The following is a 21,362-nucleotide window of genomic DNA, read 5'->3' as shown; positions in this document are numbered from 1 at the left end:
TATGCTTTATAAATCTACCAAGAAACTTGGTTCCCTCGGTCTGGCGGTGGCTTTAAGCTGCTTCCAGGTGCCCGGAACCGCTCAGGGTTATCCCGGACCAGGGCCAAACCTTGCGGCAAACCACACCTCTGGACCGGCATACACGGCCACGACACTCAAGGATCTGCTAAACGATCTGAAAAACGCACACGGTATCCAGTTCTCCTACCAGGCCAGCCTGGCAGAGGACCTCAAACTGATCGTGCCTGACGCGAAGGTGGAAGCCAAAAACGTGGACGCCTTCCTGGGCCAAACGCTGGCCAGCAACAGCCTGGAGTATAAAAAGGTAAAGGGCGTTTATATCATATCCAAGAGCAAGCAGGCGCCTTCTGCAGCTCACGCTGTACGCACGGCTACAAAACCTGCGGTCTCCGTGCAGCAGGACGTAACCGTAACGGGTCGCGTGATCGACGATACAGGTATGGCGCTGCCTGGCGTAACCGTGGTTCTGAAAGGAACCACCCGCGGCACATCGACCAACGCAAACGGCGACTTCTCACTTTCTGTGCCCGCCTCTGGCGGTACACTGGTGTTCTCCTTCATTGGCTACACCACGCAGGAAGTGGCTATCGGCAACCAGTCTACTATTAACGTAAGCCTTAAAACTGATACTAAAGCACTGTCTGAGGTAGTAGTGGTAGGTTACGGTACGCAGCGCAAAACCGATGTATCCGGTGCTGTAACCCAGGTGACCTCCGAAGACTTCGTACAGGGCCAGATCACTACGCCTGAGCAGTTGATTCAGGGTAAGGTAGCGGGTGTGCAGATTACGCCGAACGGTGGCGCTCCGGGAGCCGGCAGCCGCATACGCATTCGTGCCGGTGGGTCGCTCAATGCCAGCAACGATCCGCTTATCGTGATCGACGGCGTTCCGATCGACAACTCTGGTGTATCCGGTACTGCCAACCCTCTGAGCTTCCTTAACCCAAATGATATTGAGTCATTCAACATCCTGAAGGATGCTTCGGCCACAGCCATCTATGGTTCGCGCGCATCCAATGGTGTAATCATCATTACCACCAAGAAAGGAAAAGCCGGACAGAAATTAGGAGTAACTTTCACGACGCAGCACTCTTTGTCCAGAGTAGGCGATAAGGTGGATGTGTTGACGGCTGACGAGTTTCGCAATGTGATCAACGAGCGTGGCTCCCAGGCACAACGTGATTTGCTCGGCACTGCCAATACTAACTGGCAGGACCTGATTTACCAGACTGCTTACACCACCGACAACAACCTGAGCGTAGACGGCTCGGTGGGCTTCCTGCCTTACCGCGTTTCGCTCGGTTACCTAAACCAGGATGGTGTGCTGAAGACCGGTAACTTTGAGCGTGGTTCCATTGGGGTGAACCTGAGCCCGCGCTTCCTGGATGACCACCTGACGGTGAACCTGAACTACAAAGGGGCCATGACCCAAAGCAAATTTGCCGATGAGGGTGCCATTGGCGCTGCCGTTGCCTTCGACCCGACACAGCCGGTTCGTTCGGGTAATGACCAATTTGGCGGTTACTTCCAGTGGCTGGATGCAAACGGCAGGTATAACCCACTTGCTACCCGCAATCCGATCAGTATGCTGGAGCAGCGCGACGACCAGGGCGAGGTGAAACGCCATATTGGTAATGTGCAGCTGGACTACAAATTACACTTCCTGCCTGAGTTGAGAGCCAACCTGAACCTGGGTTTTGACCGCTCCAACAGCGAGGGGTCTACTTTCTGGCCTGCGGATTTTGCCCCGGAAGCGCCGAACAACGGCAGAATTAACCGCTACGAGCAGGAGAAAAGAAACAGCCTGTTTGACTTCTACCTGAACTACGTAAAGGACCTGACCGGCATTAACAGTCGCATTGATGCCACAGCCGGTTATTCCTTCCAGGAGTTTGAGAACGAGAGCCCGCAGTTTATCTCAACCGACGCTGACGGTGTTCCGCTTTCGGATCTGCAGCCCGGCTTGCCAACCAACGACTTCTACCGTCTGAGATCCTACTTTGGCAGGTTAAATTATGTGCTCCTCGACCGCTATATCCTGACGGCCACTGTCCGTAGAGACGGTTCTTCCAGATTCGGTGACGAGAACAAGTGGGGTACCTTCCCTGCACTTGCCTTAGCCTGGAGAATAAACGAGGAAAGCTTCCTTAAAAATTCTCCGTCTGTTTCTGAGCTTAAGTTAAGGTTAGGTGTTGGTGTAACCGGACAGCAGGATCTGCCAGGTTCGTTCTTCCCATACCTGGCCCGCTATACTGTCAGCGATAACACCGCACAGTACCAGTTCGGCAACCAATTCTTTAACCTGCTGCGTCCGGAAGGATACGATACCGGCATCAAGTGGGAAGAAACCGTAACTTACAATGCAGGTATAGACTTTGGCTTTGTCAATAACAAAGTGAACGGTAGCCTGGACTATTACTTCAAGGATACCAAGGACCTGCTTGCCCTCATCTCCATACCTGCCGGCACCAACCTGACAAACCAGTTGGTGACCAACGTAGGCAACATGGAAACACGCGGCCTGGAAGCAACCCTGAATTACATGGCCATCAGCACCGATAAAGTAAGCTGGAACATTGGCGTGAACGGTACTTACCAGAAGCGTGAGATCACGAACCTGAGCAAGATCGAAGACCCTAATTTCGAGGGTTATGAGGTTGGCGGCATCGCCGGTGGTGTAGGCAACAACATCCAGATCAGGACAGTGGGTTATGCCCCAGATGTATTCTATGTGTACAAGCAGGTATACGATGCACAGGGCAACCCGATTGAGGGCCTCTATGCAGACCTGAATGGAGACGGTGTGATAGACGCAGCCGACCGCTACCGTTACAAAAAACCGGAGCCAGACTTCTTCCTAGGGTTTAATACCCAGTTGACTTACGGTAACTGGGACCTGGGTCTGATCATGCGTGGCAGCGTGGGCAACTACATGTATAACAACGTGTACTCCAACAACGGCGCTTACAGAGCCTTCTCTTTCCCGGGCTACCTGCAGAATGTATCGCCGAACGTACTGGAAACCAATTTCAACGACTTCCAGCTGTTCTCTGACTACTACATGGAAAATGCTTCGTTCCTGCGCATGGAGAACATTAACCTGGGTTACAATTTCGGTCGCATCATGAACGACAAGGCCAGCCTTCGTCTGAATGCCAACATTCAGAACCTGTTCGTGATCACCAATTACAATGGTCTTGATCCTGAGATCGCAAGCGGCATAGACAATAACTTTTACCCTAGGCCGCGTGTTTACACTTTAGGCCTGACTGTCAATCTTTAATTCATCCCAACATGAAAAATCTGAATTTCAGACTCATAAGAAATCTCGCGCTGGTAGGCGTTATTACACTGTCAGCTGCTTCCTGCGACCATAGCCTCGACATCGAACCAAAGTTCGATGTGGTGTCGGCAAACGTATACCGTGACTTTGCCAACTACAAGCCGATCCTGGCCAAAATGTATGCAGGCTACGCGGTTACAGGTCAGCAGGGTCCTGCCGGACGCCCCGACATCAGCGGCATCGACGAGGGCTTCTCCAACTACCTGCGCCAGTACTGGCAGGCACAGGAGCTGTCCACAGACGAGGCGATCATTGCCTGGAACGACGGTAACCTGCGCGACCTCCACGACATGGACTGGAACCCAAGCAACGAGTTCCTGCGAGCCTTGTACAACCGCATTTACTACCAGGTATCGCTCACCAACGAGTTTATCCGCGAAACGTCGGACGACATGCTAAGCGAAAGAGGCATAACAGGTGCCAATATGGAGGAAGCCCGCCGTTTCCGCGCCGAGGCCCGCTTCCTGCGAGCCCTGAGCTACTGGCACGCCCTCGACCTCTATGGCAACGTGCCGTTTGTGACGGAGAAGGACCGTGTAGGCTCTTTCTTCCCGGCGCAGACAAGCAGAACCGAACTTTTCAAATATGTAGAAAGCGAGTTGCTGGCCATCGAAAACGAGTTGGGAGATCCCCGCTTTGAGTATGGCCGCGCCGACAAGGCAGCCGCCTGGACCCTGCTGACCAAGCTATACCTCAATGCGCAGGTATACACGGGCCAGCCACGGTATGCAGACGCGGTAACCTATGCCACCAAGGTGATCAACTCCAACCAGTACCAACTGGAGGAAGAATATGCACACCTGTTCCTGGCGGATAACCATACCTCCAGGGAGATCATTTTCCCGATTACCTTCGACGGAATGAGAACCACTACCTGGGGCGGCATGACGTACCTGGTGCACGCTCCGGTGGGCGGCAACATGAATGCCGCCGCTTTTGGCATCAATGGGGGCTGGGGCGGTTTGCGCACCACCAAGAACATCGTGAATCTGTTCTCTGACCTGTCCGGTAACACCGATGAGCGCGCCATGTTCCATACCAACGGGCAGAAGTTGGAAATCGAAGACATCTTCACCTTCACCGACGGTTACCCGATCACCAAATACAAGAACGTGAACAGAGCAGGTCAGGCAGGCTCTGACCCATCCGGCAACCACCCGGACACTGACTTCCCGATGTTCCGTCTGGCTGACGTATACCTGATGTATGCCGAGGCTGTGCTGCGTGGCGGCGGTGGTTCTGTAGCCACTGCGCTGGGTTATGTGAACGAGCTTCGCCGACGCGCCTATGATGGCACAACCGGGAACATCACACAGGGGCAGCTGACGCTTGACTTCCTCATCAACGAGCGTGCCCGCGAACTCAAGTGGGAAGGACACCGCAGAACTGACCTGATCCGTTACGACAGGTTCACGTCGGCTGCCTATGTATGGCCATGGAAAGGTGCTGTGCCTGAAGGCAGAGGCGTAGAAGCCTTCCGTACGCTCTACCCGATTCCGTCTACTGACCTGACCGCCAACCCGAATCTGACACAGAACCCTGGGTACGGCAGATAATAAGAAACCCGGAGGCTGGTGACAACTGTTCCCAGTCTCCGGGATATTACTTCAACATTTAGAAATGATCTAATATGAAAACCTGGATAAATCAATTGTTCCTACTGTGCGCCCTCTCGGTGACGCTTTTTTCCTGCGATAAGGATGAAGAGAGACTCATCCTGCAGGATGGCACCGCTCCGGTGCTGTCAGCCTCTACCACTAGCCTGGAACTGAAGGAAGAGAATGCCACCAACGACGCCATCACCCTAAACTGGACGGCGTCGGACTATGGCTATCAGGCCGCAGTGAACTACGTCCTGCAGCTGGACATGAAGGGCAACAATTTTGCGGCACCTGTCGAGTCGGGCATGGGGAGCGTCCTGACGAAAAAATTCACCGTGGGTGAGCTCAACACGCTCCTGAACAGACTGCCGGTTACGGCTTTCAAAGTAAATGATGTCGAAGCCCGCGTTGTTTCAAAAATTTCGGATAAGGTAACTGCCGTCAACTCCAACGTGATCACGATGAAAGTGACGCCATACCTGACAGAGCCGCCTTATGCGACCGTGTACATGGTAGGCGACGCCACTCAGGGCGGTTGGGACAACACCAAGGCAACGCCAATGTACCGTAGCGAGCAGGATATCTTCATCTATACCTACACAGGCCCTCTGAAAGGCGGTAACCTGAAGTTCCTGGGTATGCTGGGCAAATGGGCGCCGCAGTGGGGCAATAACGGCAGCAACGGCGTGGCCTTCCGCGAAACAGAGGCTGACCCGGACCCGGGTACCTTTACGGTGCCATCTACCGGTTACTACACCGTGAACCTGGACCTGCGCAACAACACTTTCAGCATTACGCCATTTAACGAAACCGGAGCCAGAACTTTTGCCTCCGTTGGTATTATCGGTGGTTTCAACGGCTGGGGTACGATCGTGCCGATGGAAAAGACCAGCTTTAACCCGCATGCCTGGAGCCTGATGCATACCTTCGCCGCTGACACTGAGCTGAAGTTCAGACACGCTCCGAACTGGGATGTGAACTGGGGAACTGACCAGGGTAAAGAAACCAACCCGTTTGGCAAAGGCAAGCAGGGTGGCGAAAACCTGAAAGTAAGTGCAGGTACTTACCAAATTCTCTTCAACGACCTTACTGGTCACTACGTGTTCATCAAAAAATAATTATTTGATGGCGTGCACATATTAAACCCGGCAGGCAGCTCCGCTCTGCCGGGTTTTTTCATGTCTGATAGAACGTATTTTCCAATTCCTTTACAAAATATCCGCCTATGAAGATTTCTTACAAAACGTTGGCAGTACTTCTGCTAACCACATTCATCAGCTTACCGAGCTTGGCGCAGAACAGCCCTGTGAAAGGTGTTGGTGCTGTCAGCAAGGTGAGCATTTCGGCTCAGAAGGTCACGATGAACACCGACCAGAATGCGCATGTGGAAGTAACGGTATACACCCCTACCGTGGTGCGCGTGCGCATGGACAAACAGCCACTCGGCAAAGACTTTTCCTATGCCGTGGTTACGCAGCCGCAGCAGGCTAAAGTAAACATTACCCAAAATGATAAAGAGGTCACCATACAGACGGACTCGCTACAGGCCCGCATCACCAAAAACCCGTTTGCGGTGGCTTTCTATACCCGCGATGGCAAGGTGATCAACCAGGACGAGGAAGGCCTGACCACTTCCTGGATAGGCGAGGAAGTGACCACCTACAAGAAAATGCAGAAAGGCGAGCGCTTCATCGGGCTGGGCGAGAAAACCGGCGGCCTTGACAGAAGAGGCAGTGGCTATACCAACTGGAACACCGACGCTTATGCCTATACCACCGGGCAGGACCCGCTCTACACCACCTTCCCTTTTTACATCGGGATACACAACGGCCTCAACTACGGCATCTTCTTCGATAACAGCTACCAGAGCGATTTCAATTTCGGGGCCAGCAACGACCGCTTTTCCTCCTTCGGGGCGCAGGGCGGCGAGATGGATTACTACTTCTTCTACCACACCAAACTGGCTGACCTGATCACGTCCTATACCTTCCTGACGGGCCGCATGGAACTGCCGCCGCTCTGGAGTCTGGGCTACCAGCAGAACCGCTATTCCTACTACCCGGAAACGGAGGTGTTCCGCATTGCCCAGACCCTGCGCGAGAAGAAAATCCCGGCGGATGGCATCACGCTCGACATCCATTACATGGACAAGTACAAGCTTTTCACCTGGGACAAAACCCGCTTCCCTGATCCAGCTGCCATGAACAAGAAGCTCAAGGACATGGGCTTCCGGACAACCGTGATCGTGGACCCGGGCATCAAGATTGAGGAAGGCTACGGCGCCTATGAGCGTGGTGTGAAAGATGACGTGTTCCTGAAATATCCGGACGGCAAGTATTACGCCGGCGAGGTATGGCCAGGCTGGACGCACTTCCCGGATTTCACGAGCCAGAAAGGCCGCGAGTGGTGGAAAAAAGAGATCAAGTTCTTTGCCGAGACCGGTGTGGATGGTTTCTGGAACGACATGAACGAGATTGCCACCTGGGGGCAGAAAATGCCGAACAACGTGCTCTTCAACTTCGAAGGCAACATCACCACGCATAAGGAAGGTCGCAACGTGTATGGTCTGCAGATGGCCCGCGCCAGCTACGAAGGTGCCCGCCAGCACATGCAGAACAAGCGTCCGTTTATCCTTTCTCGTGCCGGTTTTTCGGGTTCGCAGCGTTACTCCGCCATCTGGACCGGAGACAACCGCGCCGAAGACAGTCACATGATTTTAGGTATACGCCTGCTCAACAGCCTGGGCGTATCGGGTGTAGCCTTCTCGGCCATGGACATTGGCGGCTTCACCGGAAACGCGCCGGTGGGTCTGTTTGCCCGCTGGATTCAATTGGGGGCTTTCACGCCTTACTTCCGTAACCACACCGGCGTCAACACCCGCTCTGCGGAGCCCTGGGCCTTTGGCGAGGAGGTAACGGAAATTGCCCGTAACTTCATCAGTCTGCGGTATAAACTGATGCCCTACATCTACTCCAACATGTACGAGGCAACGCAGTCTGGCCAGCCGCTCATGCGCACCCTGGCCATCGATTATACCCACGACGACAAGGTATACAACGGCGAGTTCGAGTCGCAGTACCAATTCGGCAAGGCTTTCCTGATCATGCCTTTTGAGAGCACAAAGAATTATGGCAAGGTATACTTCCCGCAGGGCAAATGGTACGACCTCTGGACCGGTGAAGTAAAGCAGGGCAACCGCGAGGAGATGATTGGGGTGCAGTACAACAAACTGCCGATCTACGTGAAGGAAAGCAGCATCATCCCGATGCAGTCGCTGGTGCAGCACACCGGTGAGATGCCCACCGACACCCTGACCGTGCACGTGTACCGTGGCGATGTGGCCAACAGCTTTGTGTACTACGAGGACGACGGGGAAAGCTACGACTACCAGAAAGGCGGCTTTTACAAGCGCACCATCACCTACGACCCGCGCCGCAAATCCATTACCTTCGGCGATGCGGAAGGAAACTTCAAAACCAAGTTTAAGCACGTGAAAGTGATGCTGCACGGCTATGATGAGAAGGCCCGCTTTAAAGTTAACGGCAAAAAAGCCGATACAAAAGATGACTTCGCGTCCTTCATCGACCCGATTACCCGCTTCGATCCGCAGGGCACGGCCAACCCAAGAATCGGGTATAGCGTGCGCAGCCTGGTGGTGCGAAATGACAACGGTCGCTTTACCATCAACTTTTAGTCTGAATCAGGATTTATAGGATTAAATGAATTTTCAGGATTGAGTTACCTTTTTATGCACCGGACGCACTCACACAAGCTCCTTTGAAGATAAAAAAATGACCATAATGCCTACCCCCACTTCCCTGTCCTTAGGGGAGGGCTGGGTTGGGATAAACACTAACAAACATGAAAAAAAGAAACCTACACCATCTGTTGCTTATACCTGCGCTATACCTGGCCACAGGCTGCAGCACTCCTTCCCAGCTCGAATCGCAGCCAGAAGCCAAAGCCAGCGAATGGCCGCGCAGCGTTAGCTACGAGATCTTCGTGCAATCCTTCTGCGACTCCGACAACGATGGCATCGGCGATATCAAAGGCATGACCTCTAAGCTCGACTACCTCTCCGGACTAGGTATACAGGGGGTTTGGCTGATGCCGATGAGCCCCTCTCCTTCCTACCACAAGTATGACGTGACCGACTATTACGGCATCCACCCGGACTACGGCACCATGGCGGATTTCAAGGAGTTTGTGAACGAGGCCCACAAGCGCAACATCAAAGTCGTGATCGACCTGGTGCTCAACCACTCGGGCAGCGATCATCCTTGGTTTGTAGAGGCAGCCAAAAACGAGAAAAGTCCGTACCGCGACTATTATGTGTGGGCGCACAAAGACGACCCGCAAACCAAGGGCGAGGGCAAAACAACCGGCGACGACTCGCACAATGTCAAGCAATGGCATGAGGTAAAGGGCAGCGACTACAAATACTACGGCTTCTTCTGGGGTGGTATGCCCGACCTCAATTTCGATAACCCCAAGGTGCGCCAGGAAGCCTATAAGATTGGCCGCTACTGGCTGGAGGAAGTAGGTGTGGACGGATTCCGCCTGGATGCTGCCCGCCATATTTTCACAGATGACAGACAAGCCGACAACCACCAGTTCTGGGAAGAGTTCAGAGCCGAAATGCAGAAAGTGAAGCCAGACGTATACCTGGTGGGCGAGGTATGGGCCGAGGCCGATATAGTAGCTCCTTATACCAAAGGCCTGCCTGCCCTCTTCAACTTCGAGATGAGCTGGAAAATGCTGGAAGCCCTCAATAAAGGAACAGGCGACTCACTGGCTATTCACCACGACCGCATCATGGCGTTTTACAAAAACGTGAACCCCGATTTCATTGACGCCACCATTCTGAGCAACCACGACCAGAACCGCATCATGAGCGAAGTGAACGGCGACATGAACAAAGCCAAAATGGGCGCGGCCTTGCTGCTTACACTGCCGGGCTCTCCTTACATCTACTATGGCGAGGAAATTGGCATGAAAGGCAAGAAGCCGGATGAGCAGATCAGGGAGCCTTTCCTATGGGACGTGAAAGCGCAGGATGAATGCCGTACCTCTTGGGTAAAACCACAGTACAGCACCGAACAGACCGTGGCACCCGTAGCTGTGCAGGAAGCGGACAAAAACTCACTGCTGAACCACTACAAAAACTACATCAGGCTGCGCAACAACAGCCCGGCGCTTTCGCTTGGCGAACTGGAACCGGTGAACGTGAACAACCGGGCGATCAGCGCTTTCGTGCGGACGCATGGCGGTGAGTCGGTACTCGTGCTGCACAACCTGTCAGGCACTGCCGTCACTGTACCTATACCTGCCGACCTGAAGGAACACACGCAGGTCATGCATCAGCATAACGAAGCCAAACTGACAAAAGGCACCGCGCAGTTACCGGCTTACAGCTCCCTGATCCTGAAAAAGTAAGCTATACCTGACGGATCAATACCTATGAAGAAAGCAATACTTTGCCCTTCTCTGCTGGCCCTGGCTTTCTTCGGAAGCCTGGGTGCGGCAGGTCTGGCAGGCTGCTCCGGTCCCGAACAGCAAACGGAACAAACCGCAACTACCGCAGAATCGCCTATCTCAATGGAAATCGAAAAACAGCCCTTCGGCACTGCCCCTGACGGACAGGAATTACACCTTTATACCCTGTCCAACGCCAGCGGCATGACGGTGAAGATCACCAACTACGGTGCAATCGTGACATCGATCCAGACGCCCGACCGGGCGGGTAATATGGGCGAAATTGCCCTGGGTTTCGACAGCGTAGACGGCTATGTACCCAACGATCCGCATTTTGGTGGCATTGTGGGCCGTTACGCCAACCGTATTGCCAAAGGCAAGTTCACGCTCGATGGCAGGACCTATACCCTGGCCACCAACAACGCACCCAATCACCTGCACGGCGGCATCACCGGCTTCGACCGCGTGGTCTGGCAAGCGGAGGAAGTGCCGGCTGAGAATGCGATTCGGCTGACCTACCTGAGCAGAGACGGGGAAGAAGGCTACCCTGGCAATCTGAAGGCCGTTGTAACCTATACCCTGACCGACGACAACGGTCTGAAGATTGACTACGAGGCTACCACCGACAAAGCCACGCCGGTCAACCTGACCAACCACAGCTATTTCAACCTAAGCGCTGGCAAGGAAAAGGATATTCTCAATCATGTCGTGATGATTAATGCGGATCGGTTTACGGCCACCGACGAAACGCTTATACCTACCGGTGAGCTGAAATCTGTTGAAGGAACGCCTTATGATTTTACGAGCCCAACCCGTGTGGGTGACCGCATCGAAAATCTGCAGGGCTACGGCTACGACCTGAATTACGTAGTGCGGAACGAAGGCAAAAACCTGATACACGCAGCCACGGTGGCAGACCCAGGCACCGGACGAGTGATGGAGGTATACACCACGCAACCAGGTATACAATTCTATACCGCCTATCACCTTAATGGCACCCTAACCGGACACAGCAACACAACTTATAACCGTTACGCCGGCCTCTGCCTCGAAGCCCAGCACTTCCCAGACTCTCCAAACCAGGAAAGCTTTCCTTCGTCGATCATCCGGCCGGGTGAGAAGTACAGTGAGACGACGGTGTATAAGTTTGGGGTGAAGTAGAGATCGTCTGAATCTCTACATAGGGCCCCTACCCCAAGGATTTTCAGGATTAAAGGATTGGCAGGATTCTCGTACACGATTGTCATCCCCTTACCCTTCCGAATCATGTCCGGAATCTTCGACTTTAATGGGGGACTTTTTGTAGCTGCCAATCATTCTTTGCGATACCAAGCCTTGCCATCCCTGCCCCTCAGAGCTACGCTCGCTACTTTCGAGCTCGCGTGCTCAGTAGTCCAAGGAGGGGACTCTGTAGCTGCAAATTCATATGTATAAACTCTATAGCATACACCACCGGTACAGTACACATTAAAAGACTAACTTGCACGCATGCTATGAAATGAACGGCTTGAGCCAGGTGCACCAAAATGACTACCCACTGTTTGAGCGTTCAGCGAGTTTGGGGAGTCTTGATTTTTTTGCCTACTTTTTTTATCAAGAAAAAAAGTAGGGCCCGGCTGGCCAAGCCAAGCTATACAACATTAAAACTAACTATGACCAAATACAGCTACATACAAACAATCGGCATGGCAGCCTTAATGACTGCAACCGCCTGCAAAACGCAACAGCCTGACACAAGCACAACCGCTACAGCCGCCAGTACAGACAAAGCGATCTGGCAATCCGGTGCCTACGCCGTATACCCTGACCGGGTGGTACAGGGCGATCACGTAGCCAAGGCCCTCTCCCCGACTGAGATCACGTCGAGCTACCAAAGTCCGGCCAATGAGTTTCAGTCGCCGGAGATCATGTTAAAATTCAGCATCAACAGCAAGGACAATGAGATGCCGCCCGGTATGGACCACCAGTTCGTATGCCTGGCCGAAGAAGGCGGTAGCTGCGAGACGCCGGTCATTAAATTCGGACAGCAGCTCAAAGCCACGGCACCCGCACCTGCTAAAGCGTTTCTGCCACCCAACACCCCACTCACCGTCCGTTTGGACATGCGCGAGGTGCTGGCCGCTTTTCAGAAAGACGGATTCTACACCGCCTACAACGGCAGCAAGGTATACAAAGACGATTTTAAGGGTGTTTACATCGCTGGCAACTCCTCTCCACTCAGTTGGGATTTCGATAACCTCGCCAGCCGCGAAGGGATGGAATTGAAAGACCCGGATGGCGATGGCATCTATGAAGTGACGCTCAACATGAATGCCCACCGCGAGGAGAAGTTCACGGCATCGCACTGGAAACTGAGTCTGCCCATTGCCCGCTACCCGCAATACAAGTCTGACTATGTGCTCACCGACGCCCTGTATAATATGACCCTGGAAGAGGTGGTGAAGAACATCGAAGCCGACAGTACCTTCCGGACGGGCAAAGAATGGGCCGGCGTATGGACCCGCGACATCAGCTACAGTCTGATACTCGGCCTGGCCGCCATCGAGCCGGAGATAGCCCGCAAAAGCCTGATGCGCAAGGTGAAGAACAAGCGCATCATCCAGGACACGGGCACAGGCGGGGCGTATCCAGTGTCGACCGACCGTATTGTATGGGCCACGGCCGCCTGGGAAATCTACACGGTAACCGGTGACCAGAACTGGCTGCGTGAATCCTATGAGATTATCCGCAATTCCGTGGAAGATGACCTGCTCAACGCCTTCGATCAGAAGACAAACCTGATGCGCGGCGAGTCTTCTTTTCTGGACTGGCGCGAGCAAACCTACCCCAAGTGGATGCAGCCGGCCGATATCTACGCTTCTCAAAATTTGGGAACGAATGCTGTGCACTACCAGGCGAATATCATCCTAAGCAAAATGGCTGATTTGCTGGAGGATAAGCAAGCCGCCGACAGGTATAGCCAATTGGCAGCGCAACTCAAAAAAGGTATAAATGATAAGCTGTGGCAGGAAGAAAAAGGCTACTATGGGCAGTACCTGTATGGCCGCAATTACCTGTCGCTTTCACCCCGATCCGAGGCGCTGGGCGAGGCGCTCACTGTGCTGTTCGGTATAGCAGATGATGCGAAGGCGCAGAAAATTGTAGCTAGCACGCCCGTGTACGAGTTTGGTATTCCGAGCATTTTCCCGCAGATTCCGAACATCCCGCCTTACCATAACAATGGCATCTGGCCTTTTGTGCAGGCCTACTGGACGCTGGCCGCTGCCAAAACCGGGAACGAGTTGGCCACAGTCGAAAGCCTGAATGCCCTGTACCGCCCTGCCGCTTTGTTCCTAACGAATAAAGAGAACTTTGTGGCCAGCAACGGCGACTATGCCGGCACGCAGGTGAACTCTGACCGTCAGCTCTGGAGTGTGGCCGGCTACCTGGGCATGACCTACAAGTTGTTATTCGGGATGGATTTTCAGGCAGACAAACTGGTATTCCAGCCTTTTGTGCCGGAGAGCTACAAAGGCAACCGGCAACTCACCAATTTCAGGTATAGAAACGCGATCCTCGACATCGAGATGCAGGGTTTTGGCAACAAGATCAGCTCCATCACGCTGGATGGCCAGCCACTGGAAGTTGCTGCTATACCTGCCAGCCTCTCGGGTAACCACAAAGTGATGATCGTATTGGCTAATGAGATAAGTAACAAAGGCAAGCAGAACAAAGTGGCGCACCACGTTTCGCCGGTTGTGCCAACAGTAACTTTTGCCAATGGCAAACTTAGCTGGCAGCCAGTGGAAGGCGCTGTCAATTATACCGTGCTCAAAAACGGGAAGGCCACGCAGCAGACCACCGAGACAGGTATAGCCGTGCAGGCCGGCGACTTTGCAGAGTACCAGGTAATTGCCACCGACGCTGCCGGCTACGGTTCGTTTGCCAGTGAGCCGGTTGCGGTTTATGCCGCCGCGCTGGAACAGGTATACGAAGCTGAGAAAGTTGCTAAGCCAGCCAAGCAACCTTACAAAGGATTCACGGGCAAGGGCTTTGTGGAGCTGAGCAAAAAGGTGAACACCACTGTCAACTTCAAAGTAACTGCGCCGGAAACAGGTATGTATGCCATCGACTTCCGTTACGCCAACGGCAACGGCCCGATCAACACCGACAACAAAGCTGCCATTCGCACCCTCAAAAAAGGAACTGAACTGGCTGGCACCATCGTGCTGCCACAACGCGGTATTGGCGAATGGAGCGACTGGGGCTATACCAACAAGGTATGGGTTCGGTTGGAGAAAGGCATACACCAGCTGTCACTCACTTTCGAGCCTGCCAACGAGAACATGAACGGGGAAATCAACCAGGCCATGATCGACCACCTGCGACTGATCCGGGTGCAGTAAAAGCTATTGCTGACAGATTTAGAGACCGCCTCCCTGAAAAATGGGGGCGGTCTTTTTTGTGGCGGCGAATCTTACTTGCGCAAATGGAGTATAGCCTATACCTTAAAACACGAAAATGACACAACGCGAAGTAACCGACAACGACAACACTACCTGGACCTGCGTGCAGGCTTATGGTAACTTATCAAAGGAAAACGCAGACAAAGCTGCCGAGCTGACCGAAGACTCCAATGGCGAGGTGACCGTGGTTTGTACGCCCAGCGGAGGTGCCCAGACGGTGCGCCTGCAACTGGCCAAAGGCTGGATGGAAGCGGTATCGGATGAAGAACTGGTATCGCAGATAGGGTCATCACAAAGTTGATTTTCTTCGTGGCCTGACTTATAGGAACCACGGCACAATTTGCTATACTTGCAAAAACCCAATGACCAGGTATGCTCTCTCACCGGCACGAGATATTTATGGAAGTGGCGCGGCTGCTCAGTTTTACCAAGGCCAGTCAGACGCTGTTTATCAGCCAGTCGGCCATCAGCAAGCATGTGAAGGCGCTGGAAGAGTTCTACAAAACCGGTCTGTTTGAGCGCCTGGGCAACAGTGTGGTGCTGACACCTGCTGGCAAGCTGCTTTACGAAAAACTGCTGGCCGCCAAGCAGCTGCAGCATGAGCTGTATCAGGGCTTCAAACAATTGAGCGAGAACTTCTCGCCACAAGTCAACATGGTGCTCGGAGCCAGCACCACCATCTCGCTCTACATCCTGCCGCCGGTGCTTTCGGCTTACCTGCTCAAGAACCCCAATGTGCAGCTTGACCTCAAGAACCGCAACAGCGAGAACATCCTGAAGGCCCTGCTCGACCACGAGATTGACCTGGGTATTGTGGAGGGCATCAACAAGGTGAGCAACGTAACCTACACTCCTTTCCTGACCGATGAGGTGATTGCGGTATGCTCCTCCCGAAACCCGCTTAAAAAGCAGCAGTTGGAGTTGAAAGACCTGTACGAAATTCCGTTGGCGTTGCGTGAACGTGGCTCCGGTACGCTGGCCGTGCTGGAAGACGCCTTGGAAAAGAAGAAGATCAAACTAAGTGAACTGCCCATCAAGATCAGGCTGGGCGGAACGGAGGCCCTCAAAAACTTTGTGCGGGTAGATACCTGTCTCTCTTTCCTGCCACGGCAGGCGGTAGTCAAAGAGCTGCAATCCGGAGAGTTGGTGGAAGTTTCGATCAACGGACTGACCATCAAACGAAGCTTCAATTTCATTCAACGAAAGGGGACCGAGAACAATTTTCCCTACAAAAATTTCATCCAGTTCACCAAACGCCATTATTCCAAAAGCGCATAGCCTATTCCAAAAGGCTATTTTGTTTTGTCATATCAGATGGGGTATTTGCCGTAAATATCTGATATGAAAACCACTCTTCACCGCTCACTCAGCCACCTTAGTACCCTTACTTGCTCAAGTTGTGGCATTGCTTACGATGCCTTCGAACAGCAGACTGTTTCGGCCTGCTGCCATATGCCGCTGCTGGCCGGCTATATACCTGATAATTTCAAAAAAGAGTCACTGCAGCAGCGTGAGGGTACTATGTGGCGCTACCTCGAAATGCTGCCCGTGCTGCACGAACAGAACATCGTAAGCCTGGGCGAAGGCTATACCCCTATTCTGAAACTGACCAACCTGGCCAAGAAGTATGAGTTGAGCTCCCTCCAACTCAAAGATGAAGGCCAGAACCCAACCGGCTCCTTCAAGGCCCGCGGCCTGAGCATGGCTATCTCAAAGGCCAAGGAGCATGGTGTGGAGGGTTGCATTATACCTACCGCCGGCAACGCCGGGGTGGCCATGTCTGCCTACTGTGCCAAGGCAGGTATGCGGGCTGTCGTAGTGATGCCGCGCCACACGCCCAAAGCGTTCCGGGACGAGTGCTATTGGTATGGGGCCGAGGTGGTGCTGGTAGACGGCCTCATCAACGACTGCGCCGCCAAAGTAAAGGAACTCAACCGTTCCGGCGAACTGCTGGACGTGTCGACCTTGAAAGAACCGTACCGCCTGGAAGGTAAAAAAACCATGGGCTACGAGATAGCGGAACAGGGTAACTGGCAACTACCGGATGTGATCCTCTACCCGGCCGGAGGCGGCACAGGCCTGATCGGTATCTGGAAGGCGTTTAAGGAAATGCAGCAGCTGGGCTGGCTTGGCAAAGGTATAAAACTGCCCCGCATGGTGGCGGTGCAGGCTGCCAATTGCCAACCCCTGGTGGAGACCTTTTCTGGCAGGCAGGCCAACTGCCAGAACTATGTGGGCAAACCTACCATCGCCAACGGACTGGCTGTTCCGCGTCCGCTCGGCGAGCAGCTTATGCTACAGACTTTGCAAGAGTCCGGCGGTATAGCTACCAGCATCACGGAATCTGACATGCTAGTGGGGCTCAAGGAGTTGGGCGAAAATGAGGGATTATTTGTGGCTCCGGAGGGGGCGGCGGTCTGGATGGCAGCCCGCAAACTTTTGGATACAGGCTACATCATGCAGGACGAAAAAATCCTGTTGCTCAACACAGGCTCCGGCCAAAAGTACATGGAGAATTTGCCCGCTTTGTGATCCGGCTCGTCCATCTAAAATTTGTACCTCTAAACTCAACTTACAAGCCGCCCCTCAGGTATGGGGCGGTTTTTTTTTGCTTTATTTTTCTGTTAAGCACAGCAGTCATTCCGCTAAAAACCTTATCTTCACTTCAGTAAAGGCTCCATGCCGCCGTTGATCTCCATACCATTTCTCAAACCTTATGACAACTATCGCACTGATTGCCCACAACAACAAGAAAACCGAACTGCTGAACTGGGTAAAGGAAAACCAGGAGGCCCTGCGGCACTACAAACTGGTCGGCACCAGCAACACCTCCAAGCTCATCAACGAACTGCTGGACATGAACATCGAGCCCTACGGGCACGGTCCCAGCGGAGGCGACATTTTGCTGGCTGCCCGGCTGCTGCAGGGCCAGATCCAGAAAGTGATTTTCTTTATTGACGTGGAAACCCCACACGGCCACGAGCACGACATCCAAACGCTCATCCGCACCGCAGTGCTCAATAACATCCCGATCGCCCTGAACCGCGCCTCAGCTGATCTGATTGTGCTGCAGAGAAAAGACCAGGTATAAAGCAACAGATTAATCTATAGAGATAGTGCAGATAGTAGGAGTAGGTACTCCTACTATACAGTAGTTAGGTGGTAAATGAATTATGAAGAAAGCTTTAGAAACTACGTTCAGCATCTTTCTATTCTTCTTTGCTATAGTCGGTGTAGTTGCATCCGTTTTTGTTATAAAAGAATTTTATTACGATAGTGAGTACAGCGAACTATACGTTAAAAACTGCGAAAATGTGAAACCAGGGATGACACTTGAAGAAGCCAAAATTGTGATGGGCGGAAAAAACTATAGCGCCAATAAGAGAACCTATAAATACTGGACATCATTTGAAAAAGGGATTCCAAAACAATTCTCTATATACTACCCGACAAGTGGGGCTTCTTTTCATACGGCAATCCATTTTGACCCTAATACTGGAATAGTAACAGAAGTAGAATGTTCTGGTTTTTGAACGGATAAGTGTATAAAGAAAAATTCAACACCTAACCCTGCACATGCTCTATACTCGGCTACGCCTCGTCCGCAGCATGTACTAACCGTTATAGGTAACCTTCAGTATAGACAAATGGGAAGATGATGAACTTATTTATAAAGGCGATATTAGCTCTGTTTACGCTTGGACTAGCTCTCGTAATTGGTGTTTTTATTCTTTTTGGTATTGCCTTTGGCTCTTTTGGCAAAGATTATTCATTAGATGACCTGAAGCAAAACTTTGACTTGAAGAGAAATGAAATTTACCAAGCGAAAACCTACTTTAATTCCATTTTACCACCTGACACCAAAGTTGACATTGAATTTGAAAACGATAATGAGCTATTCTATTTCAACATAGTTAAGGGTAACGCTTATTATACCCTTACAGACCGAAATATTGAATCAAAACAGGTTGACAGCCTACTAAATATACTAGGTTGGACTAAAAACAATTTAGTTGAGTTAAAGAATAAGCTTGACAAAGCAAATTGTATTTCATTTGATAAAAGGGATGACTTCAAAATTGGTTTTCAGCGGAGTGGAATGGGGAAATACTACTTTCGCCTGTTAGATAAACCTATGAATGACTCAGTACGGTTAGCGATTAATCAAGAGTGTGTTTACATTCACAATGACAGTGTAATATTTGAATATGGTGGCGGTGCGATAGGAGAAGGTTGCTTATACAATCGTTAATTAAAATCAGTAATTAAAAGAAAGGCTACCTATAACACAATGTATACAAAACCCTTGCTTCGCTACAGGCTTTGCATACACGCGGCCCGTTATATGGCATGCTAATTAAAAAATGAAAAGAAACTTAAATTTCAAGTTTGATTGCTCCAATGAAGTTGCTTTACAAAAGGTAAAGGATTACTTCTTAAGCCAAGGTTTTAACCTACACAGCAACTACCAAGACCAATTAGTGTTCAAAAGGGGCAGCACACTATTGAATATGGTCACATTCAACCCACTCCAGTGGAAAAGCACCATAACTATTGCAATTGCTGATTCTGGGATAGAATCTGAATTTGATATTAATACCGATTTTCAAGCTGTAACATTGAAAGAAGAGCAGCTTTGGGAGAACTTTATTGATAACTTTAAAAAATCTATCATAGATAACTTAGACTACTCCACTATCAATAAAAAGTCCTTAGGGAGACGAAATACAATAGCTTGAAATATATTAAACCAGCATTAATAGGTGGACTGGCGGCAGGTATACCGGGTGGAATCATAGCATACTTCACAGGTGTGGGAAGTGTGGTTGCCATTGCATCTGCTGGCGGTGCAATGTCTTATGTGATGCATCAAATAGAGCAAGAGAAAAAGAAGAACAACGCCATATAACACTATACATAAATCAAGTTGTGGCTTTGCCTTACTCGCTTTATGTATTAACCGTTAGGCTGTATTTCAAAGAATTAAAAATCCACAAAACTTTTTTAGTATTAAACTTAGTGATTACTTTTGACGTTAGTAACGCTAAAAGTAAGTATGCTTATATCTTTTGGATCCAAGGAAACTGAAAAAATCTGGAATGGAGAAAGGGTTGCAAAGCTGCCTATGGAGATTCAGACGATTGGCAGACGTAAATTAAGAATGCTCCATAACTCTCAGGATATTGCTGACCTTCGGATTCCTCCTTCCAATAGATTAGAGAAGTTGGCTGGGAACCTGAGAGAGTTCTACAGCATCAGGATAAACAGCCAATGGAGAATCATCTTTCAATGGAATAACGGTCAAGCATCAGAAGTAGAAATTATTGATTACCACTAAGAAGAAATATAATGGAGCGACTTCCTAATATTCATCCAGGAGAAATACTGAAAGAAGAGTTTCTTGTTCCTCTAAACATCACAGCCTACAGGCTTTCAAAGGACATTGGTATACCTCAAACCAGAGTGTCTGAAATTTTGAAAGGAAACAGACGCATCACAGCAGACACAGCTTTAAGGCTAAGCTACTACTTTGGCAATTCCCCTAAGTTCTGGCTTGGTTTGCAAGATGATTACGATTTGGAAGAAGAGAAGGCTAACAAGCAGCATGAATTAGAATCCATAAAACGATTTGAGAAAAACGCAGCCTAACCCAGTGCAGTTGTAACCCCTCGCTAAGCTGCGGGCTTCGGCTGCAAGAGCACGTAGGGCACTAAAGCAGAAAAAACATAAAAGCGGAATCTTGATGATAGATAACGATGACGGCAGCGGAGTTCATTGACACCTTAAAAATAATTGGCCAAGATTATCCAAAAGGCATTCCGAAAAGGGAAATTTTCTCACTATCAAAAGAATTTCAGTACATGCCAGTGTCAGAGGTGATTAACCTGCTTAAAACTGAAGATGCTGATCACCGCCTTGGAGCAGTTTCAATATTAGACTGGAAAGCGCGAAATAAGAAAACGACAACTTGTGAGAAAAGTGAAATTTACAGCGCCTACATAGAAAACCATACCTATATCGATGATTGGGGAATGGTAGATAGAGCAGCCCCTTATGTAGTGGGCGGTTATCTGTACGACAAAGACAGAAAGCCACTTTATGAATTAGCAAAATCCACGGCACCAATGGAGCGTAGGACTGCTATTGTAAGCACTTATTATTTCATTAGAAAAAATGAAATTGATGACACATTCAAGATTGCGGAATTGCTGGTAAATGACACCGAACATTTCGTGCAAACCGCTGTAGGAAGTTGGCTACGAGAAGCGGGTAAAAGAGATGAAGACAGATTGAAAGCCTTTTTGAATAAGCATGCTGCCACTATGCCGAAAGTGACGTTAAGGTTTGCCATTGAAAAGTTCGCCCCTCAGTTGCGTAAACACTATCTAAGCATTGCCAAACAGAGTTAATAAGTAAAAACCTCTGCCAACAAGTTCGTGTATAGTGCATACCCTACTTAGTAGGCAACTTCCACCA

The 21,362-nt window shown here is 51.0% G+C and carries 18 protein-coding genes; all 18 read left to right on the top strand.

The features are described 5' to 3' along the window. Nucleotide 1: 1 nt before the first annotated feature. On the top strand, nucleotides 2-3,304 hold the full coding sequence (locus tag H9Q13_RS00755) for a SusC/RagA family TonB-linked outer membrane protein (protein ID WP_191181848.1): 3,303 nt from the start codon (nucleotides 2-4) through the stop codon (nucleotides 3,302-3,304). Between the two features lie 11 nt (nucleotides 3,305-3,315). Continuing rightward, nucleotides 3,316-4,920, top strand: a complete 1,605-nt coding sequence (locus H9Q13_RS00750; RefSeq protein WP_191181847.1) for a RagB/SusD family nutrient uptake outer membrane protein — start codon at nucleotides 3,316-3,318, stop codon at nucleotides 4,918-4,920. Nucleotides 4,921-4,994: 74 nt separating this feature from the next. Continuing rightward, entirely contained in the window at nucleotides 4,995-6,083 is a 1,089-nt protein-coding gene (locus tag H9Q13_RS00745) for a SusE domain-containing protein (RefSeq protein ID WP_191181846.1), read from the top strand. Nucleotides 6,084-6,190: 107 nt separating this feature from the next. Continuing rightward, nucleotides 6,191-8,659, top strand: a complete 2,469-nt coding sequence (locus H9Q13_RS00740) for a glycoside hydrolase family 31 protein (protein WP_191181845.1) — start codon at nucleotides 6,191-6,193, stop codon at nucleotides 8,657-8,659. A gap of 167 nt (nucleotides 8,660-8,826) precedes the next feature. Continuing rightward, complete coding sequence (locus H9Q13_RS00735) at nucleotides 8,827-10,401, top strand: alpha-amylase family glycosyl hydrolase (protein WP_191181844.1); 1,575 nt, start codon at nucleotides 8,827-8,829, stop codon at nucleotides 10,399-10,401. A gap of 24 nt (nucleotides 10,402-10,425) precedes the next feature. After that, a complete protein-coding gene (locus H9Q13_RS00730) occupies nucleotides 10,426-11,601 on the top strand; it encodes an aldose epimerase family protein (protein ID WP_191181843.1) in 1,176 nt (391 codons plus the stop codon). A gap of 491 nt (nucleotides 11,602-12,092) precedes the next feature. Further along, a complete protein-coding gene (locus H9Q13_RS00725; RefSeq protein ID WP_191181842.1) occupies nucleotides 12,093-14,825 on the top strand; it encodes an alpha-L-rhamnosidase-related protein in 2,733 nt (910 codons plus the stop codon). Between the two features lie 115 nt (nucleotides 14,826-14,940). Further along, nucleotides 14,941-15,186 carry a hypothetical protein gene (locus H9Q13_RS00720; protein WP_191181841.1) on the top strand — a complete coding sequence of 82 codons (246 nt, stop codon included), beginning with the start codon at nucleotides 14,941-14,943 and terminating at the stop codon, nucleotides 15,184-15,186. A 71-nt stretch (nucleotides 15,187-15,257) separates the two neighbouring features. Further along, nucleotides 15,258-16,163 carry a LysR family transcriptional regulator gene (locus H9Q13_RS00715; protein WP_191181840.1) on the top strand — a complete coding sequence of 302 codons (906 nt, stop codon included), beginning with the start codon at nucleotides 15,258-15,260 and terminating at the stop codon, nucleotides 16,161-16,163. A gap of 63 nt (nucleotides 16,164-16,226) precedes the next feature. Then, nucleotides 16,227-17,417, top strand: coding sequence for a threonine synthase (locus H9Q13_RS00710; protein ID WP_191181839.1), 1,191 nt, complete (start codon nucleotides 16,227-16,229; stop codon nucleotides 17,415-17,417). Between the two features lie 184 nt (nucleotides 17,418-17,601). Beyond that, the gene (locus H9Q13_RS00705; RefSeq protein ID WP_191181838.1) at nucleotides 17,602-17,976 is read left to right on the top strand and encodes a methylglyoxal synthase; all 375 of its coding nucleotides are present in this window, start codon (nucleotides 17,602-17,604) and stop codon (nucleotides 17,974-17,976) included. A gap of 82 nt (nucleotides 17,977-18,058) precedes the next feature. After that, nucleotides 18,059-18,418: a hypothetical protein gene (locus H9Q13_RS00700; protein WP_191181837.1), complete on the top strand. Its 360-nt coding sequence runs from the start codon at nucleotides 18,059-18,061 to the stop codon at nucleotides 18,416-18,418. Nucleotides 18,419-18,540: 122 nt separating this feature from the next. Then, on the top strand, nucleotides 18,541-19,137 hold the full coding sequence (locus tag H9Q13_RS00695; RefSeq protein ID WP_191181836.1) for a hypothetical protein: 597 nt from the start codon (nucleotides 18,541-18,543) through the stop codon (nucleotides 19,135-19,137). A 112-nt stretch (nucleotides 19,138-19,249) separates the two neighbouring features. Then, entirely contained in the window at nucleotides 19,250-19,624 is a 375-nt protein-coding gene (locus H9Q13_RS00690) for a hypothetical protein (protein WP_191181835.1), read from the top strand. Beyond that, nucleotides 19,621-19,794: a hypothetical protein gene (locus H9Q13_RS00685; protein WP_191181834.1), complete on the top strand. Its 174-nt coding sequence runs from the start codon at nucleotides 19,621-19,623 to the stop codon at nucleotides 19,792-19,794. The genes H9Q13_RS00690 and H9Q13_RS00685 overlap by 4 nt, the downstream gene beginning before the upstream one ends. 147 nt (nucleotides 19,795-19,941) lie before the next feature. Continuing rightward, entirely contained in the window at nucleotides 19,942-20,223 is a 282-nt protein-coding gene (locus H9Q13_RS00680; RefSeq protein ID WP_191182632.1) for a type II toxin-antitoxin system RelE/ParE family toxin, read from the top strand. An 11-nt stretch (nucleotides 20,224-20,234) separates the two neighbouring features. Next, nucleotides 20,235-20,534 (top strand): HigA family addiction module antitoxin, encoded by a 300-nt coding sequence (locus H9Q13_RS00675; RefSeq protein ID WP_191181833.1) that lies wholly within the window; start codon nucleotides 20,235-20,237, stop codon nucleotides 20,532-20,534. Between the two features lie 107 nt (nucleotides 20,535-20,641). Continuing rightward, the gene (locus tag H9Q13_RS00670) at nucleotides 20,642-21,295 is read left to right on the top strand and encodes a DNA alkylation repair protein (RefSeq protein ID WP_191181832.1); all 654 of its coding nucleotides are present in this window, start codon (nucleotides 20,642-20,644) and stop codon (nucleotides 21,293-21,295) included. Nucleotides 21,296-21,362: the final 67 nt, after the last annotated feature.

It is taken from the genome of Pontibacter aquaedesilientis (genome assembly GCF_014773225.1).
Taxonomy (GTDB): domain Bacteria; phylum Bacteroidota; class Bacteroidia; order Cytophagales; family Hymenobacteraceae; genus Pontibacter; species Pontibacter aquaedesilientis.
This window is presented reverse-complemented; position numbering and strand designations above follow the sequence as displayed.

Coding starts and splice junctions, on each gene's coding strand:
- H9Q13_RS00720 (WP_191181841.1), top strand. CDS start 14,941: ATGACACAACGCGAAGTAACCGACAACGACAACACTACCTGGACCTGC.
- H9Q13_RS00695 (WP_191181836.1), top strand. CDS start 18,541: ATGATGAACTTATTTATAAAGGCGATATTAGCTCTGTTTACGCTTGGA.
- H9Q13_RS00690 (WP_191181835.1), top strand. CDS start 19,250: ATGAAAAGAAACTTAAATTTCAAGTTTGATTGCTCCAATGAAGTTGCT.
- H9Q13_RS00725 (WP_191181842.1), top strand. CDS start 12,093: ATGACCAAATACAGCTACATACAAACAATCGGCATGGCAGCCTTAATG.
- H9Q13_RS00705 (WP_191181838.1), top strand. CDS start 17,602: ATGACAACTATCGCACTGATTGCCCACAACAACAAGAAAACCGAACTG.
- H9Q13_RS00670 (WP_191181832.1), top strand. CDS start 20,642: ATGACGGCAGCGGAGTTCATTGACACCTTAAAAATAATTGGCCAAGAT.
- H9Q13_RS00735 (WP_191181844.1), top strand. CDS start 8,827: ATGAAAAAAAGAAACCTACACCATCTGTTGCTTATACCTGCGCTATAC.
- H9Q13_RS00730 (WP_191181843.1), top strand. CDS start 10,426: ATGAAGAAAGCAATACTTTGCCCTTCTCTGCTGGCCCTGGCTTTCTTC.
- H9Q13_RS00675 (WP_191181833.1), top strand. CDS start 20,235: ATGGAGCGACTTCCTAATATTCATCCAGGAGAAATACTGAAAGAAGAG.
- H9Q13_RS00715 (WP_191181840.1), top strand. CDS start 15,258: ATGCTCTCTCACCGGCACGAGATATTTATGGAAGTGGCGCGGCTGCTC.
- H9Q13_RS00750 (WP_191181847.1), top strand. CDS start 3,316: ATGAAAAATCTGAATTTCAGACTCATAAGAAATCTCGCGCTGGTAGGC.
- H9Q13_RS00710 (WP_191181839.1), top strand. CDS start 16,227: ATGAAAACCACTCTTCACCGCTCACTCAGCCACCTTAGTACCCTTACT.
- H9Q13_RS00700 (WP_191181837.1), top strand. CDS start 18,059: ATGAAGAAAGCTTTAGAAACTACGTTCAGCATCTTTCTATTCTTCTTT.
- H9Q13_RS00680 (WP_191182632.1), top strand. CDS start 19,942: ATGCTTATATCTTTTGGATCCAAGGAAACTGAAAAAATCTGGAATGGA.
- H9Q13_RS00755 (WP_191181848.1), top strand. CDS start 2: ATGCTTTATAAATCTACCAAGAAACTTGGTTCCCTCGGTCTGGCGGTG.
- H9Q13_RS00740 (WP_191181845.1), top strand. CDS start 6,191: ATGAAGATTTCTTACAAAACGTTGGCAGTACTTCTGCTAACCACATTC.
- H9Q13_RS00745 (WP_191181846.1), top strand. CDS start 4,995: ATGAAAACCTGGATAAATCAATTGTTCCTACTGTGCGCCCTCTCGGTG.